This is a genomic window from Sphingobacterium sp. SGG-5, from assembly GCF_011043525.1.
Classification (GTDB): Bacteria; Bacteroidota; Bacteroidia; order Sphingobacteriales; family Sphingobacteriaceae; genus Sphingobacterium.
This window is the reverse complement of the sequence record NZ_JAAKGO010000014.1, coordinates 1-16,246: the sequence shown is the minus strand read 5'-3', so window position 1 is coordinate 16,246 and position 16,246 is coordinate 1. Positions and strand designations below refer to the sequence as shown.

Genomic DNA, 16,246 nt, shown 5'->3' with positions numbered 1-16,246 from the left:
GTTGATTAGAGCTATTTATAACCAACGGTCAATTAAGTATTAATTATTCTTCTATTGATTTGACCCTGCCTTTAGATTTAGCAACGACCTCATCTTGTATATTACGTGGAGCTTCCGCATAATGGTCAAACTCCATGGTAGAGGTTGCTCGTCCGGACGTAATGGTACGTAACTGAGTCACATAGCCGAACATCTCCGAAAGGGGAACAGTAGCTTTGATTACTTGTGCACCACCACGTGTGTCTAGACCTTGCATTTGACCACGACGGCGGTTTAAGTCACCCATAACATCCCCCATGTTTTCTTCTGGTGTCAAGACTTCTATCTTCATGATAGGCTCCATCAATACAGGCGAACATTTAGGTAATGCATTACGATATGCCATCTTAGCTGCTAGCTCAAAAGATAGCGAATCTGAATCCACCGCGTGGAAAGATCCATCGATCAAACGAACTTTCATGCCTGATAGCGGATAACCTGCCAATACACCGTTGCTCATCGACACTTCGAATCCTTTTTGTACAGAAGGGATATATTCCTTAGGGATAGCACCCCCAACGATTTCGTTGACAAACTGAAGTGGTGATTTCGTTGCTTCGAAATCTTCATCTACCGGAGATACAACAACTTTGATGTCGGCGAATTTACCACGGCCACCAGATTGTTTTTTGTATACTTCACGGTGTTCAGTGCTACCGTTGATAGATTCTTTGTAAGCTACCTGAGGAGCTCCTTGGTTCACTTCAACTTTGAATTCGCGCTTTAAACGGTCAATCAAAATGTCTAAGTGAAGTTCACCCATACCTGAGATAACGGTTTGACCAGTATCTTCATCCGTTTTCACAACAAATGTAGGGTCCTCTTCTGCCAGCTTGCCAAGACCTATGCCCAGTTTGTCCACATCTGCCTGGGTTTTTGGCTCGATAGCCAAACCGATAACAGGTTCAGGGAATACCATAGACTCAAGAACAATAGGGTTTTTCTCGTCACAAAGCGTATCACCTGTTTTGATATCTTTGAAACCTACCACAGCGCCAATATCACCCGCACCGATACGCTCGATCGGATTTTGTTTATTGGCGTGCATCTGGAAGATACGGGATATACGCTCTTTGTTGCCCGAACGCGTGTTTAAGACATAAGAACCGGCTTCTAATACACCTGAATATGCACGTACGAAACATAGACGGCCTACGAAGGGGTCTGTAGCGATTTTGAAACCTAATGCTGCGAAAGGCTCTGATTCAGAAGGTTTACGTTCGATTTCAGCATCATTGCGGGGATCAGTTCCTTTAACCGCTTCAATATCCAACGGTGAAGGTAGTAATTCCATGACAAGGTCAAGCATGGTCTGCACACCTTTGTTTTTGAAGGATGAACCACAAACCATAGGAACGATAGCGTTATCTAATACTGCTTTACGCAAAGCATCTAATATCTCACGCTCGGTCAAGGAGTTTGGATCATCGAAGAATTTCTCCATCAATGATTCATCATAAGAAGCCACCGCTTCTAATAATTTCTCACGGTATTCGGCAACCTCATCCACCATATCGTCAGGGATAGGAACCTCGGTAAAGGTCATGCCTTTATCTGCTTCGTTCCATACCATACCACGGTTGTTGATCAAGTCAACGACGCCTTTAAAATCATCTTCAGCACCGATAGGCAACTGTAATGCTACAGCTTCAGAGCCAAGCATGTCCTTTACTTGTTTTACAACCTTAAGGAAGTCAGCACCCGAACGGTCCATTTTGTTGACGAAACCAATGCGGGGTACTTTATAACCATCGGCTAAGCGCCAGTTTGTCTCCGATTGAGGCTCTACACCGTCAACCGCTGAAAACAAGAATACCAAACCATCCAATACACGCAACGAACGGTTTACCTCTACGGTAAAGTCAACGTGTCCCGGAGTATCGATTACGTTTACCTGATATTTTTTATTACGGTAGTTCCAGAATACGGTTACAGCTGCAGACGTAATCGTGATACCACGCTCTTGCTCTTGCGCCATCCAGTCTGTTGTCGCAGAACCTTCGTGCGTTTCTCCTAACTTATGGTTTACACCAGAGTAGAATAAGATACGTTCTGTAGTTGTAGTTTTACCGGCATCGATGTGGGCAGCGATACCAATATTTCTTACTAAATTTAAATCTTTTGCCATTTTATTGTTGCAATTTGCTTTTTGAGCTTTTTGTTATGCCATCTTTGAAAGAACTACACCGACCTGGATAATGAAAATTTTCAATTATCTGAAGTCGGTGTAGTTCTATTCATATGTGGATTCTTTGTTCAAGATTAGAATCTGAAGTGTGAGAACGCTTTGTTGGCTTCTGCCATTTTATGCGTATCTTCTTTCTTCTTCACGGCAGCACCTTCGCCTTTGGAGGCTGAAATGATTTCGCCTGCTAATTTTTCGTGCATGGTCTTTTCACCACGTTTACGAGCGTATGAAATCATCCATTTCATACCTAAAGCAATTTTACGCTCCGGGCGGACTTCCATAGGCACCTGAAAGTTAGCTCCACCAACACGGCGAGACTTAACCTCTACAGCAGGCATCACATTATTCAATGCTTTTTTCCATGCCTCTAAACCGTTCTCTTGTGTTTTTTGCTCGACCAATTCTACGGCATCGTAAAAAATAGAATAAGCGATAGATTTCTTTCCATCTACCATCATATTGTTTACAAAGCGAGTTACCTGAACATCATTAAACTTTGGATCAGGTAAAATGATTCTCTTTTTTGGTTTTGATTTTCTCATTTTATTTTCCTCCGTTTAATTATTTCTTACCTTTTGCCGGAGCTGCTTGTCCTGGTTTAGGACGCTTAGTTCCGTATTTTGAACGACGTTGGTTACGACCTGCAACACCTGAGGTATCCAATGCACCACGAATGATGTGGTAACGAACACCTGGCAAATCTTTCACACGACCACCACGGATTAATACGATAGAGTGCTCCTGTAGGTTGTGACCTTCACCAGGGATGTAAGCATTCACCTCTTTACCGTTTGTCAAACGGACACGAGCTACTTTACGCATTGCTGAGTTTGGTTTTTTAGGGGTAGTAGTATATACACGTGTACATACACCTCTTCGCTGTGGACATGAGTCCAACGCTGGAGACTTACTCTTGTCTACCAGAGCTACTCTACCTTTTCTAACTAATTGTTGAATAGTAGGCATTTACCTGTTTCTCTTTTTTAATTGTTTAAAATTAATTTTTTAAAGTCCGCAAAGATATAAAGAATATTTTGAACTCTAAACAGTTAGTACTAAATACTTTTTAGTAGTTTTGCCTTTCTCTTTTAGTATCGGTTTTTTCGGTAGCTACATGGAGGATTCTCAGGTTGAGAAAAATAAATTAAAACTTTATACATATGAAAATTAAATCTCTTATTTTTTTGCTGTCTATAGTGACATTGGTTATTTCAGGATGTTCGAAGGATGAAGACGGTGGGGATAAAGTTTCTGGTGTTAAGGTCACCGTAACTGTAGAAGGTATTGAACAAGAAGATTCATTCTATATTAGTTTCTTTGGGAGAGATCGCAGTGAAAAGAAATTGTCATGGAAAGTAAACGATCAGATGATGGAAGCACATTCGGATATCGAGCTTGATAACGATGACTTTCTATCAGGCACCACGACTTATATCGGTGAAGCTGTAGATGTAGAGTCTGCAACTATTGCAGTAGCAGCGTCGGCTGTGGAAGATAATTCATACACAGTTTCCATTAAAATAGAAGAAGACGGTGAAGTTGTCCATCATGTAAATAAGACAATTACAAAAGATGAGGGGATTGCTATGCACAATTATGTCGTTGGAAATATGATCAGATTGGATTAACAAGGGATGGATTGGGAAAGTCATCTTTTTTAATTCCCGTTTATTCTTTTTATTTTTGCACTACATTTTAAAGGAGGGTAAGGGAAATAGTTATGCCAGTCAAGATACCAGATAATCTGCCAGCCATAGAGCTTTTAAAGAAGGAAAATATATTCGTGATGAATGACCTACGGGCCAACTCACAGGATATTCGTCCACAGCGTTTGCTTATCCTGAATCTGATGCCGATAAAAATATCCACAGAAACGGACTTCATAAGACTGCTTTCGAACAACCCCTTACAGGTAGAAGTGGAGTTTTTAAGGTTAGAAACGCATACCCCTAAAAATACGCCGGAAGAGCATTTGGAGTTGTTTTATAAAGGCTTCTCCGAAATAAAGGAGAATTTTTACGACGGTATGATCATTACAGGTGCGCCGGTAGAAATGATCCGATTTGAAGAAGTTACCTACTGGGACGAAATTACGACTATCTTCGATTGGGCCAGGACGCACGTTACTTCTACACTATATATTTGTTGGGCTTCCCAAGCTGCCCTTTATCATTTTTATGGCGTAGAGAAAGTACCATTGGATAAGAAATTATTTGGTGTATTCAAACATACGGCCACTGATAAGAGGAATCTCTTGTTTAGAGGTTTTGACGATGAATTTTTTATTCCGCATAGCAGACATACGACAATTCGGAAAGCCGATTTAAAAGCTAAAGGAGAGATTGAAATTCTATCCGAATCTGATGATGCCGGAGTCGCTATTGTTGCCTCTCGGGGAGGACGTGAGTTTTACCTGACAGGTCACTCGGAATATGCACCGCTTACGCTTCACGAAGAATATCAACGTGATGTAGAGAAAGGGCTCCTTTTGAATAAGCCTCAGAATTATTATAAAGGAGATAATCCGAGTAATCCGCCGCTTGTGCGTTGGGCGAGCCATGCCAATCTATTGTTTAACAATTGGCTCAATTACTTCGTCTATCAGGAAACACCTTTTGATCTGCAAGAAGTAGCTAAGTTGGGTGAAATAAAGCACCACAGTTAAAAATAAAGAGGCTCCTGTCATACAGTGAGCCTCTCTTTTCATCCGTTAATTAATTTATTTTTATTTTATTCTTTTTTTCCGTCACGTACATCAGAAGAAACGGAATCGTCTGTGTTATCTGCGTTTTGCCCCTTGATGACGATTTCTTTCTTTTCCTCATCAAAATCAACTGTGATAGTAGCGTTAGGTTGCAGCTCTCCTCTTAAAATCTCCTCTGCAATAGGATCTTCAAGGTGTTTTTGAATAGCACGTTTCAAAGGACGGGCACCAAAGTTGCTATCGTATCCTTTCTCTGCGATATATTCTTTCGCTTTTTCCGTGAGTTGAACACTATGACCGAGTGTTTCAATACGCGCAAACAGTGATCTTAATTCAATGTCAATGATTTTGAAGATATGTTCTTTGGTTAACGAATTGAAAACAATGACATCATCCACACGATTCAAAAACTCAGGTGCAAAAGCCCGCTTTAATGCCGTTTCGATCACGCCTCTGGAATGTGCATCCGCTTGCGTCTCTTTCGCTGTCGTCGTAAAGCCGACACCTTGACCGAACTCTTTCAATTGGCGTGCGCCAATATTAGAGGTCATGATGATAATGGTGTTTCGGAAATCCACCTTACGCCCGAGACTGTCTGTAAGCTGACCTTCGTCCAGCACTTGAAGCAATAAGTTGAATACATCCGGGTGTGCTTTTTCTATTTCATCCAATAGTACAACTGAATAAGGCTTACGGCGAACTTTTTCCGTCAACTGACCACCTTCTTCATAGCCGACATATCCCGGAGGCGCACCGACCAAACGTGAAACAGCGAATTTCTCCATGTACTCGCTCATGTCCACCTGAATCAGTGAATCTTCCGAATCAAACATAAATCGGGCGACCTCTCTTGCCAACTCAGTCTTACCTACACCTGTAGGTCCTAAAAAGATAAAGGAGCCTATAGGTTTCTTCGGGTCTTTTAAGCCGGCACGTGTGCGTTGGATTGCTTTTACCAATTTTTGAACGGCATCATCCTGACCGATAATACGGCCTTTCATCAGTTCGCCCATATTCAACAGCTTTTGGCTATCTGTCTGGTTTACGCGTTGCACCGGAATACCTGTCATCATAGACACAACTTCCGCTACATTGTCTTCGCTGACGGTATAACGTTTTGTTTTCGTCTCCGCTTCCCATGCTGTTTTTTCACGCTCCAATTCTTCGAGCAATTTTTTCTCGGTATCTCTTAGCTTAGCAGCTTCTTCATATTTTTGCGAACGAACCACCTTATTTTTCTCGACTTTGACATCTTCAATCTTTTCTTCGATGTCGAGAATAGATTGCGGAACGTGAATATTGGTCAGATGTACCCGAGATCCTGCTTCATCTAATGCATCTATAGCCTTATCCGGTAAAAAGCGGTCGGTAATATACCGTGTCGTGAGTGTTACACACGCTTCAATCGCTTCAGGTGTATATATAACATTATGATGCTCTTCATATTTATCCTTGATGCGGTTCAGGATTTCAATCGTCTCATCGTGTGACGCCGGTTCTATCATGACCTTTTGAAAACGACGATCCAGTGCGCCATCCTTCTCGATAAACTGACGATATTCATCCAACGTGGTCGCACCAATACATTGGATTTCCCCCCGTGCTAATGCCGGCTTGAACATATTGGAGGCATCTAAGGAACCTGAAGCTCCTCCGGCTCCAACGATCGTGTGAATCTCATCAATAAAGAGAATAACATCAGGCGATTTTTCCAGCTCGTTCATGACGGCTTTCATCCGCTCTTCAAACTGTCCACGATATTTTGTGCCCGCAACAAGGGATGCTAAGTCTAATGTCACGACCCGCTTGTTGAACAATACACGCGATACCTTACGCTGAACAATCCGTAACGCTAATCCCTCGGCAATTGCAGATTTACCTACGCCCGGTTCACCGATAAGTATAGGGTTGTTCTTTTTACGGCGTGATAAGATTTGGGACACACGCTCAATTTCCTTTTCACGACCAACAATAGGGTCCAATTTCCCATCTTCCGCAGCTCGCGTCAGGTCCCGTCCAAAATTATCCAATACCGGGGTTTTGGATTTGATGTCAGATACCTTCTTGGGCGCAGAAAAGCTTTCTTCTTCAGCATAATCATCGTCAGGTGTCGACGAGCCAGGAGCTTCGTCCGTAATTGACGTTTTGTTTTGCTCTACCTCATTCTTGAACAGATCGTAAGTGATGTTGTACTGATGGAGGATTTGCGAGGCGATGTTGTCTTCATCACGTAAAATAGCTAATAAAAGATGCTCCGTGCCAATAATGTCGCTCTTGAATATCTTTGCTTCTAAATAAGTGATTTTGAGTACTTTCTCGGCTTGCTTTGTCAAAGGCATATTGCCAATAGGGGCTCTTGAGACCGAAGCTGCTTTTACGGCATCTTCGATAGACTGACGAATCGCTCCGACCTCTATATTTAGATTTTTAAGAATCTTAATCGCTACGCCATCACCTTCTCGGATCAATCCCAGCAAAAGATGCTCCGTGCCAATGTAATCATGGCGAAGTCTTAAGGCTTCCTCCCGGCTATAGGATATCACATCTTTTACTCTTGGTGAGAATTTTGCTTCCATGTAAATTACCTTTCTTTCTTAAAATGAGTCTAAGGATGTTATAAATGTATGAAATTATTAGAAATCCCGACTTATTATTTCAATATAATTTATCAACAATTACGCCACAAGTTTTTATGGCCAAAATGGCAGTGGTAAGATAACGTAGAAGTGCTACATTCGGCTACAATGTGTTTTATTTCGCGTAGAATTTAATATCTTTTAATATCTTTGAGCTAAAGGGAAATTTATTAGAAAGAACAGGTTGTAGGATATATGTCAGACGAGAAAATTATCTTTTCAATGGCAGGCGTAAACAAAGTTTACCCGCCACAAAAGCAGGTTTTAAAAAATATTTATTTGTCGTTTTTCTATGGGGCCAAGATAGGCGTCATTGGTTTGAACGGATCGGGGAAGTCGTCCCTATTAAAAATTATAGCTGGGCTGGATAAATCTTATCAAGGCGAAGTGGTATTCTCCCCCGGATATTCCGTAGGCTATCTTGCGCAGGAGCCCGAATTGGACAACGAAAAGACAGTTCGGGAGATTGTTGAAGAAGGGGTAGCGGAGATTACGGCATTGCTCCAGGAGTACGAGGAGATTAATGAAAAATTCGGATTACCGGAAGTGTACGAGAATGCCGATGAGATGGATAAACTGTTGACACGCCAAGGGGAGTTGCAGGATAAAATCGATGCTACGCAAGCTTGGGAATTGGATTCTAAGCTCGAACGGGCTATGGATGCGTTGCGTTGCCCGGAGCCTGATGTGCAAATTGCCAATTTGTCAGGAGGGGAACGTCGCCGCGTGGCATTATGTCGTCTCTTATTGCAGGAGCCGGACGTGTTGCTATTGGATGAACCGACAAACCACCTGGATGCAGAATCGATAGATTGGTTGGAGCAACACTTACAGCATTATAAAGGCACTGTCATTGCGGTGACCCACGACCGTTACTTTCTGGATAACGTAGCGGGATGGATATTGGAGCTCGATCGTGGTGAAGGTATTCCATGGAAAGGCAATTACTCCTCTTGGCTGGACCAAAAGGCTAAACGTCTGGCGATGGAGGAAAAGCAGGAGACCAAACGGCAAAAGACACTGGAGCGGGAGCTGGAGTGGGTGAGAATGGCTCCGAAGGCCCGGCATGCAAAATCTAAAGCGCGTTTGCACAATTATGAAAAATTAGCTTCCGAAGAGACCAAGGAACGCGAAGAAAAGTTGGAGCTCTTCATTCCCCCCGGTCCGCGTTTAGGAAATAAGGTGATAGAAGCGGAGAACATTTCAAAATCATACGGCGACCGTATCTTATTTGAAAACTTGAGTTTTTCGTTGCCACCCGCAGGAATCGTAGGTATTATAGGGCCGAACGGTGCTGGTAAAACTACCCTGTTCCGTTTGATAACGGGGCAGGAGCAGCCGGATACCGGAACTTTCCACGTAGGAGAGACTGTAGTATTGGGTTACGTGGATCAGTTGCATGACGATCTCGATCCCGAGAAATCGGTATGGGAGAATATTACCGACGGGCAGGACAATATCATGCTGGGTAATCGGATGACCAACTCCAGAGCCTATGTCTCCAAGTTTAATTTCAATGGCGCAGATCAGCAGAAGAAAGTCGGTGTTTTATCGGGAGGAGAACGCAACCGTGTACATTTAGCAATCACGTTGAAAAAATCGTCAAATGTATTGCTGTTGGATGAGCCAACGAATGATATCGATGTGAATACCTTACGGGCACTGGAAGAAGGGCTGGAAAACTTTGGCGGCTGTGCTGTGATTATTTCCCACGACAGATGGTTCTTGGATCGCATTTGTACGCATATCCTCGCTTTTGAAGGCGATTCGCAGGTCTACTTCTTTGAAGGTAACTATTCGGAATACGAAGAAAATAAGAAGAAGAGACTGGGCGATACGGGGCCGAAGCGGATAAAATACAAAAAATTAGTTCGATAATGGATTCAGCCAGACTATTAGAAGCTATTATAGATACCGCTATTGATGGTATCATTACCATTGATAATATGGGTATCGTTGAGAGTATTAATCCGGCAGCCCTCGCCTTGTTTGGATATGAGCCTGGTGAAGTCATCGGTAATAACATATCGATGCTGATGCCTGAGCCATACAAAAGTCAGCACGATGGTTATATACACAATTATAAGACAACAGGTAAAAAGAAAATTATCGGTATAGGCAGAGAGGTGAAAGGGCTACGTAAAGATGGTACGACTTTTCCTTTTCGTCTGGCAGTAAGTGAGGTGTTTTATCAGGATAAGAATATTTTTACCGGTTTCGTGCATGACCTGACAAAAGAAAAAGAAGCCGAATCACAGCTGTTGACCCATACTATGGAGTTGGAGGAAATTGTGCGAGAACGCACGAAAGATTTGATTTCACTGGTATCCGAACTCGAAAAGGCAAAAGCAGAAGTAAGCAATTCCCTGGAAAAAGAAAAAGAACTCAATCAACTGAAATCCCGATTTGTATCCATGGCTTCCCATGAGTTTCGTACACCCTTGAGCTCGGTACAGCTTTCAGCTTCTTTGATTGACAAATATATAGAACGCCCCGATTTTGAATCGGTGATGAGGCACACGGCGCGAATCCGTGGAGCTGTCCAATTATTGAATAGTATTCTGAATGATTTTCTGTCGTTGGAAAAGTTGGAAGCTGGCGTGGTAGCCGTCAAAAAAGATCGGATCAATCTGGTCCACTTAGGCGAAGAGATAGCAGAAGAAATGCAATTGATCTGCAAAAAAAATCAACATATTGTCTATCAGCATACCGGACAAAATGCGGAATTTGTACTCGATGCACACTTGTTGAAAAGCAGCATTATAAATTTAATTTCCAATGCCATAAAATATTCCGGAGAGGATACGTTTATCGAATTTTCAACGGAGATCAACGGCGATAAATGTACCGTCATGGTCAAGGATAATGGTATTGGTATACCCGAAGAAGATCAGGTAAACTTATTCGAGCCATTCTTCCGGGCAAATAATACCGGCAATATTCCGGGAACAGGACTTGGGCTGAATATTGTCAAGAGATATGTTTCGCTCATGGGGGGAGAACTTCAATATTGGTCGGCCGTTAACGAAGGGACAATGTTAAAAATGAGTTTCACACAATAGTATATTCATGAAAAAACGGACAATTCTCATTATTGAGGATAACTTTGAAATCAGGGAAAGTACACAAGAAATCTTAGATCTGACAGGTAGCTACGAGGTTATCGCAGCAGAAAATGGAAAAGTAGGTGTTGAGATGGCCATCAAACATCAGCCTGATCTGATCTTATGTGATATTATGATGCCGGAGCTTGATGGCTACGGGGTGTTGTACATGCTCAATAAGTTTGAAAATACATCGCATATTCCCTTCGTTTTTCTTACTGCAAAGTCCGAACGCTCGGATATACGAAAAGCCATGGAAATGGGAGCCGATGATTACCTGATCAAGCCTTTTGATGATATCGAACTGTTGAATGCTATTGAAAGCAGGTTGCGCCGATGGGATAAGCTACAAGTGGCTCCCGAAAATATGGGATTTTTGAATTTTAACGGAGAGGAACAGGATTACCTGCTTACCGACCTGGTTGAACAAACCCGGATAAAGACGTTTAAGAAGAAGCAGCTGATTTATGAAGTTGGCGATAATCCGGTTTTTGTTTATTACATCAAGACAGGCAAAGTCCGTACATTTTTATATTATCAGGATGGACGAGAGTTATCGACCGGCATTCATATTGACCAGCAATATCTGGGTTACGAATCGGTCTTGTTGAATAAGAAATATACCGATAACGCCATTGCGTTGGAAGATTCGGAGGTGGCTCTGATACCGAAAGAAAACTTTTTTGAATTGATGTACAAAAAGCCGGGGATAGCGAACAAATTTATCAAAATGCTTTCGGGAAACGTCAAAGAGAAAGAGGAGCAGATGTTGGGGTTTGCCTACGATACCGTAAGAAAGCGAGTGGCCAATTCCTTAGTTAACGTGGCCTTAAAGACGATCGAAAAAGCAGAACAAGATGAAGTGGTCATTCGCGTTTCCCGGGATGATCTTGCGGCCTTAGCAGGAACGGCGAATGAGACAATCAGTAGAATGCTTGCCGATTTTAAAGATGAGAAACTGATTATAAAAGAAGGGAATGCCATCCGGATTTTTTCGATCGACAAATTAAAAAATATCAAACAATAGTATTTAGTAATCCCTTACTCACAGTATTTGTGATACATATCATATATTAAGCTGACCACCTACATAATTAAATAACACATAGCGCCTTAGATTTGAACAAGATTTTGCGAAATCTGAGGCATACATGAGAGTCGTAGCATACAATATCCGGGAGTTTGAGAAAGAACAGCTTGCTTTGGCCAATGCTAAAGTTCATGACCTGACATTAATTTCCAACGGGCTGAAGGAGGAAACGCTTCATTATGCCGTTGGAAAGGAGGTTGTCATGGTATCAGAACGTGATGTCTTGGATAGAAAACTGTTGGATAAACTCTGGAATATAGGTGTAAAAAAAATCATTACACGATCAATTTCTCTAAATCACATCGATATTTTATATGCAGGCGAATTGGGAATTCATATCGCCAATACGCCATTTGAGGATCAGAGCGCATTGGGTAGGGCCCATCAGGCTATTCGGAATCTAAATCAATGGGGCGATGATAAGTGTCTAGGATTAGCTTGTCAATGTACTATAAACTGCCTCAATCAAAATAAAAGAGTAAAAAACGGATAAGCTATGGAAATAAATGCGCTGATCTCAAAGTATAACGTTGCAGCTCCACGCTATACCAGTTACCCTACAGTCCCTTTTTGGGAAAATGAACGTTTCAGTCCGGACGAATGGAAAAGCAGATTGCTACAAAACTATCAATATTCGCCCGAAAAGGGGATAAGTATCTATATTCATCTACCATTCTGTGAAAGCTTGTGCACCTACTGTGGTTGCAATACACGGATCACAAAAAATCATAAAGTAGAAGAACCCTATATCGATTCACTGCTGGTGGAGTGGGAAATGTATAAAGATATTCTTCCCGAAAAACAACTGAACATTGCCGAAGTCCATTTAGGAGGAGGTACACCGACTTTTTTCCATCCGGATAATCTCCATCGCTTGCTGTCGGCCCTTCTGGAAGGACATGTGATAGCGGAAGAGGCATCGTTTTCCTTCGAGGCACACCCGGCGAATACTACGGCGGAACATCTACAGACGCTATATGAGGTGGGTTTTAGACGGCTGAGCTTAGGTATACAAGATTTTGATAAACGCGTGCAGTTCATTATCAATCGACACCAGACTGTTGAGGATGTACAGCGCGTGATGTGCAGTGCGAGAGAAATTGGGTATGAATCGATCAATTTTGATTTAATCTATGGACTGCCATTACAAACCGCAGATTCAGTGCGTACGACAATGGAGCACTCACTACAGTTGTCTCCCGATCGTATATCCTTTTATAGCTATGCACATGTGCCCTGGATCAAACCCGGACAACGGCGGTTTACAGAAGATGATTTGCCAAAAGGAGAGGAGAAGTTGAACCTGTACAAGCTTGGTAAGGCGATGATTCAGGAAGCAGGGTATCAGGACGTCGGTATGGATCATTTTGCGAAAGAGAATGATGCTTTATTTAGAGCAGCGCAACAAGGTAAACTGCATCGGAATTTTATGGGTTATGCCGATAAATATACACCTTTGCTTATCGGACTCGGGGTATCGTCGATTAGCGATATATGGACCGCCTTCGCACAGAACGTCAAGACCGTAGAAGAATATCACGCCTTGCTTGCTGCCGGAAAGTTGCCGGTGGTCAAAGGACATTTACTAAATGAAACCGATACGGTTATTCGCCAATATATACTGGATATGATGTGCCGGGGAAAAGTGACCATGAAGAACGGATTTGCGTTAAATGCGGCTATTTTGAAACGCTTGTTGCCTCTTAAGACTGATGGCTTAATCGTGATAGATCATGAGGAAGTGATCGCAACAGAGTTGGGGAAATCTTTCCTACGCAATATTTGTATGGCATTTGACGAACGTTTGCACGCCAGTAAGGAAGACGATAACTTATTTAGTCAGGCAATTTAGCACGGGTGAGGATTAGATAATCAATAGTGATATGCCAGAATCAGAATATATCATTGCGGAGAAGATATGTTACCATTGTGGAGATGCGGTGGAAGAGACTTCTTATATCTTCGATGACCATAAATTTTGTTGTTTAGGATGCCAGACTGTATATCAGATATTACAGGAGAACAACCTGCATAGCTATTATAAATATAATACACATCCGGGGAAGTCACAAAAAATGCAAAAAGAAGATTTATCTTATCTGGATGAACCTAATATTGTTGCAAAGCTGGTGGATTATCAGGATGACACCATGGCCATGATGACGTTCTACATCCCGGCGATACATTGCAGTTCCTGTATCTGGCTTTTGGAACATCTTTATAAATTAAATCCCGCGGTCCAATCTTCACAGGTAGATTTTATGAAAAAGCAGGCCAGCATTACGTTTCGTCGAGATGAAATCACCTTGCGCGGATTGGTAAGCCTGCTACATCATATTGGTTATGATCCAAAAATCACGTTGCAGGACGTGGTCAAAGAAAGCAAAAAAATCAATCAGAAAGGACTTGTGGCGAAGATTACCGTGGCAGGCTTTTGTTTTGGTAATTCCATGATGATTAGCTTTCCGGAATATTTTGGGATGGCGGCGTTCGAACAACAGTATGCGGCATTCTTTGGGTACATGAATTTGGCCTTTGGTATTCCGGTATTGGTATACAGTGCTTCCGAGTATTTCAAGTCCGCTTGGCATAGCTTGAAGCAAAAGCAGCTGAATCTCGACGTGCCTTTGGCGCTGGGCATATTTGTATTGTTTTTTCGATCGGCATTTGAAATATTGACCCAGACCGGGGCTGGATTTATCGATACACTTTGTAGTCTGGTGTTTTTTATCCTGATCGGAAAATGGGTGCAACAGCGCACTTATCATTATATTTCTTTCGAACGGGATTATCGGTCCTACTTTCCAGTGGCGGTAACGGTATTGGGTGAAAGTGGAGATCGCCCTACGCAAATTGCAGATTTAAAAGTCGGAGATCGTATCCTGATACGGAACAATGAAATTGTGCCTGCGGATGCAATTTTGCTGAAAGGCGTGGCTTCCATAGACTTTAGCTTCGTGACAGGAGAGAGCAGGCCTGTCGACAAAGTAATGGGTGAAATTATTTATGCCGGAGGAAGACAAATTGGGGAAGCGATTGAAATGGAAGTCGTAAAACCTGTTTCGCAAAGTCATCTGACAAAGCTCTGGAATAATGAACATTTTAAGACCTATGCAAAGAAATTCAACACGTTCGTTGGGTTCATCAGTAAATATTTTACGATAGGATTGCTTACTATAGCACTATTGGCTGCTATTTTTTGGGCAACAGGGGGGCAGGTAGATAAAGCTTGGGCGGCCTTTACAGCGGTTTTGATAATTGCTTGTCCCTGTGCATTGGCATTGACCTCTCCCTTCACACTCTCTGCTGCATTGAGTATATTCGATAAGAATAAGCTGTATATCAAGAATACGTCGGCGATTGAACAGATGGCAGCTATTGATACCGTTGTTTTCGACAAAACAGGGACCATATCTTCTCCTAATGCAGCGACCATGTATTTTGACGGACAGTTTTCCGCCCTCGACAAAAAGTTGATTTTCTCCGTATGCAGGAATTCGAATCATCCCCTAAGCCGAGAAATTATAAAATGGGTGGGAGAAGATGAAACATTGGGTATCGAAGATTATGAAGAAGTGGTAGGTAAAGGACAGTCTGCCCGATATGGAGACTATGATATACAAATTGGAAGTGCTTCGTTTGTAGGCGTGCAGCAGACTAATATCGAAGGGTCCGTGGTATATGTTAAAATAAATAACGAAATTAGAGGAAGCTTTACGTTGGAACAATCCTGGCGTAAAGGGCTGAATGAAGTTGTGGTGAGTTTGACGAAAAAGGATTATGAGCTGCATTTGATATCGGGTGACAATGAACGTAGAGCTGAAACCCTCCGCATGATATTCCCAACGGATTCGAACTTACTATTTAACCAAAATCCGAAGGATAAACTCCTGAAAATCGATGACTGGCAACAAAAGGGAAAGAAAGTGTGTATGTTCGGTGATGGACTAAATGATGCGGGGGCGTTGAAGAAGGCGGATATCGGTATTGCTGTTTCGGACGATATTAACAACTTTTCGCCAGGGTGTGACGCGATTTTGGATGGCGTTTCATTCCATAAGCTGCCGCAATTTTTTGCATTTAGTAAAGATGCGGTTAAAGTTATTAAGATGAGCTTTGTCATATCGTTGCTTTATAATATTATCGGTCTAAGTTTTGCTGTGCAGGGTACTATGTCTCCCTTATTTGCGGCGATACTCATGCCTAGCAGTACTTTCACCATTATTTCTTTTACCAGTTTGATGGTACGATGGTACGCGAAACGAAGAAAACTTATGAATAACGATTGAGGGCAATAGGGTATAAGTCGCAATATTTTTGAAGAATGAACATTATATTTTTATTGATCGGTTGTAGCGTTTTTATTGCTTTGATTTTTTTGGTTGCATTTTTCTGGGCCAATAAGACAGGGCAACATGAAGATACCTATACCCCTTCTATACGTATTTTATTTGACGACGAAGCCGAGAAGGACAAAACAAGAGT

13 protein-coding genes are annotated in these 16,246 nt (G+C 42.1%); 9 read left to right on the top strand and 4 right to left on the bottom strand.

What is annotated here, in order from left to right; genetic code table 11:
- Window positions 1-43: 43 nt before the first annotated feature.
- The 3 genes from fusA to rpsL all read right to left on the bottom strand — a co-directional run bounded on the left by fusA (window position 44) and on the right by rpsL (window position 3,193).
- Window positions 44-2,167 (bottom strand): elongation factor G, encoded by a 2,124-nt coding sequence (gene fusA, locus G5B30_RS16285; protein ID WP_165321072.1) that lies wholly within the window; start codon window positions 2,165-2,167, stop codon window positions 44-46.
- 134 nt (window positions 2,168-2,301) lie between these two features.
- Complete coding sequence (gene rpsG / locus G5B30_RS16280) at window positions 2,302-2,769, bottom strand: 30S ribosomal protein S7 (protein WP_165321071.1); 468 nt, start codon at window positions 2,767-2,769, stop codon at window positions 2,302-2,304.
- A 19-nt stretch (window positions 2,770-2,788) separates the two neighbouring features.
- Window positions 2,789-3,193 carry a 30S ribosomal protein S12 gene (gene rpsL / locus G5B30_RS16275; RefSeq protein ID WP_039053486.1) on the bottom strand — a complete coding sequence of 135 codons (405 nt, stop codon included), beginning with the start codon at window positions 3,191-3,193 and terminating at the stop codon, window positions 2,789-2,791.
- Window positions 3,194-3,387: 194 nt separating this feature from the next.
- Between rpsL and G5B30_RS16270 the strand changes: the two genes are divergently transcribed.
- Complete coding sequence (locus G5B30_RS16270; protein WP_165321070.1) at window positions 3,388-3,855, top strand: hypothetical protein; 468 nt, start codon at window positions 3,388-3,390, stop codon at window positions 3,853-3,855.
- 92 nt (window positions 3,856-3,947) lie between these two features.
- Window positions 3,948-4,892, top strand: coding sequence for a homoserine O-succinyltransferase (gene metA, locus G5B30_RS16265; RefSeq protein WP_165321069.1), 945 nt, complete (start codon window positions 3,948-3,950; stop codon window positions 4,890-4,892).
- A gap of 65 nt (window positions 4,893-4,957) precedes the next feature.
- Here metA and G5B30_RS16260 read toward each other — a convergent pair whose 3' ends face one another.
- Window positions 4,958-7,507 (bottom strand): ATP-dependent Clp protease ATP-binding subunit, encoded by a 2,550-nt coding sequence (locus G5B30_RS16260; protein WP_165321068.1) that lies wholly within the window; start codon window positions 7,505-7,507, stop codon window positions 4,958-4,960.
- 255 nt (window positions 7,508-7,762) lie between these two features.
- Here G5B30_RS16260 and ettA point away from each other — a divergent pair, with 255 nt between their 5' ends.
- The 7 genes from ettA to ccoS all read left to right on the top strand — a co-directional run.
- The gene (gene ettA / locus G5B30_RS16255) at window positions 7,763-9,445 is read left to right on the top strand and encodes an energy-dependent translational throttle protein EttA (RefSeq protein WP_165321067.1); all 1,683 of its coding nucleotides are present in this window, start codon (window positions 7,763-7,765) and stop codon (window positions 9,443-9,445) included.
- Entirely contained in the window at window positions 9,445-10,629 is a 1,185-nt protein-coding gene (locus tag G5B30_RS16250; RefSeq protein ID WP_165321066.1) for a PAS domain-containing sensor histidine kinase, read from the top strand. Before ettA ends, G5B30_RS16250 begins: the two co-directional genes overlap by 1 nt.
- Before the next feature lie 7 nt (window positions 10,630-10,636).
- Complete coding sequence (locus G5B30_RS16245; RefSeq protein ID WP_165321065.1) at window positions 10,637-11,698, top strand: response regulator; 1,062 nt, start codon at window positions 10,637-10,639, stop codon at window positions 11,696-11,698.
- A 124-nt stretch (window positions 11,699-11,822) separates the two neighbouring features.
- Window positions 11,823-12,254 carry a lactate dehydrogenase gene (locus tag G5B30_RS16240; RefSeq protein ID WP_165321064.1) on the top strand — a complete coding sequence of 144 codons (432 nt, stop codon included), beginning with the start codon at window positions 11,823-11,825 and terminating at the stop codon, window positions 12,252-12,254.
- Window positions 12,255-12,257: 3 nt separating this feature from the next.
- Entirely contained in the window at window positions 12,258-13,613 is a 1,356-nt protein-coding gene (gene hemN / locus G5B30_RS16235; RefSeq protein WP_165321063.1) for an oxygen-independent coproporphyrinogen III oxidase, read from the top strand.
- 31 nt (window positions 13,614-13,644) lie between these two features.
- Window positions 13,645-16,050 carry a heavy metal translocating P-type ATPase gene (locus tag G5B30_RS16230; RefSeq protein WP_165321062.1) on the top strand — a complete coding sequence of 802 codons (2,406 nt, stop codon included), beginning with the start codon at window positions 13,645-13,647 and terminating at the stop codon, window positions 16,048-16,050.
- Between the two features lie 35 nt (window positions 16,051-16,085).
- Window positions 16,086-16,246 (top strand): cbb3-type cytochrome oxidase assembly protein CcoS (gene ccoS / locus G5B30_RS16225; protein WP_165321061.1); only part of this gene is annotated, 161 nt, incomplete at its 3' end.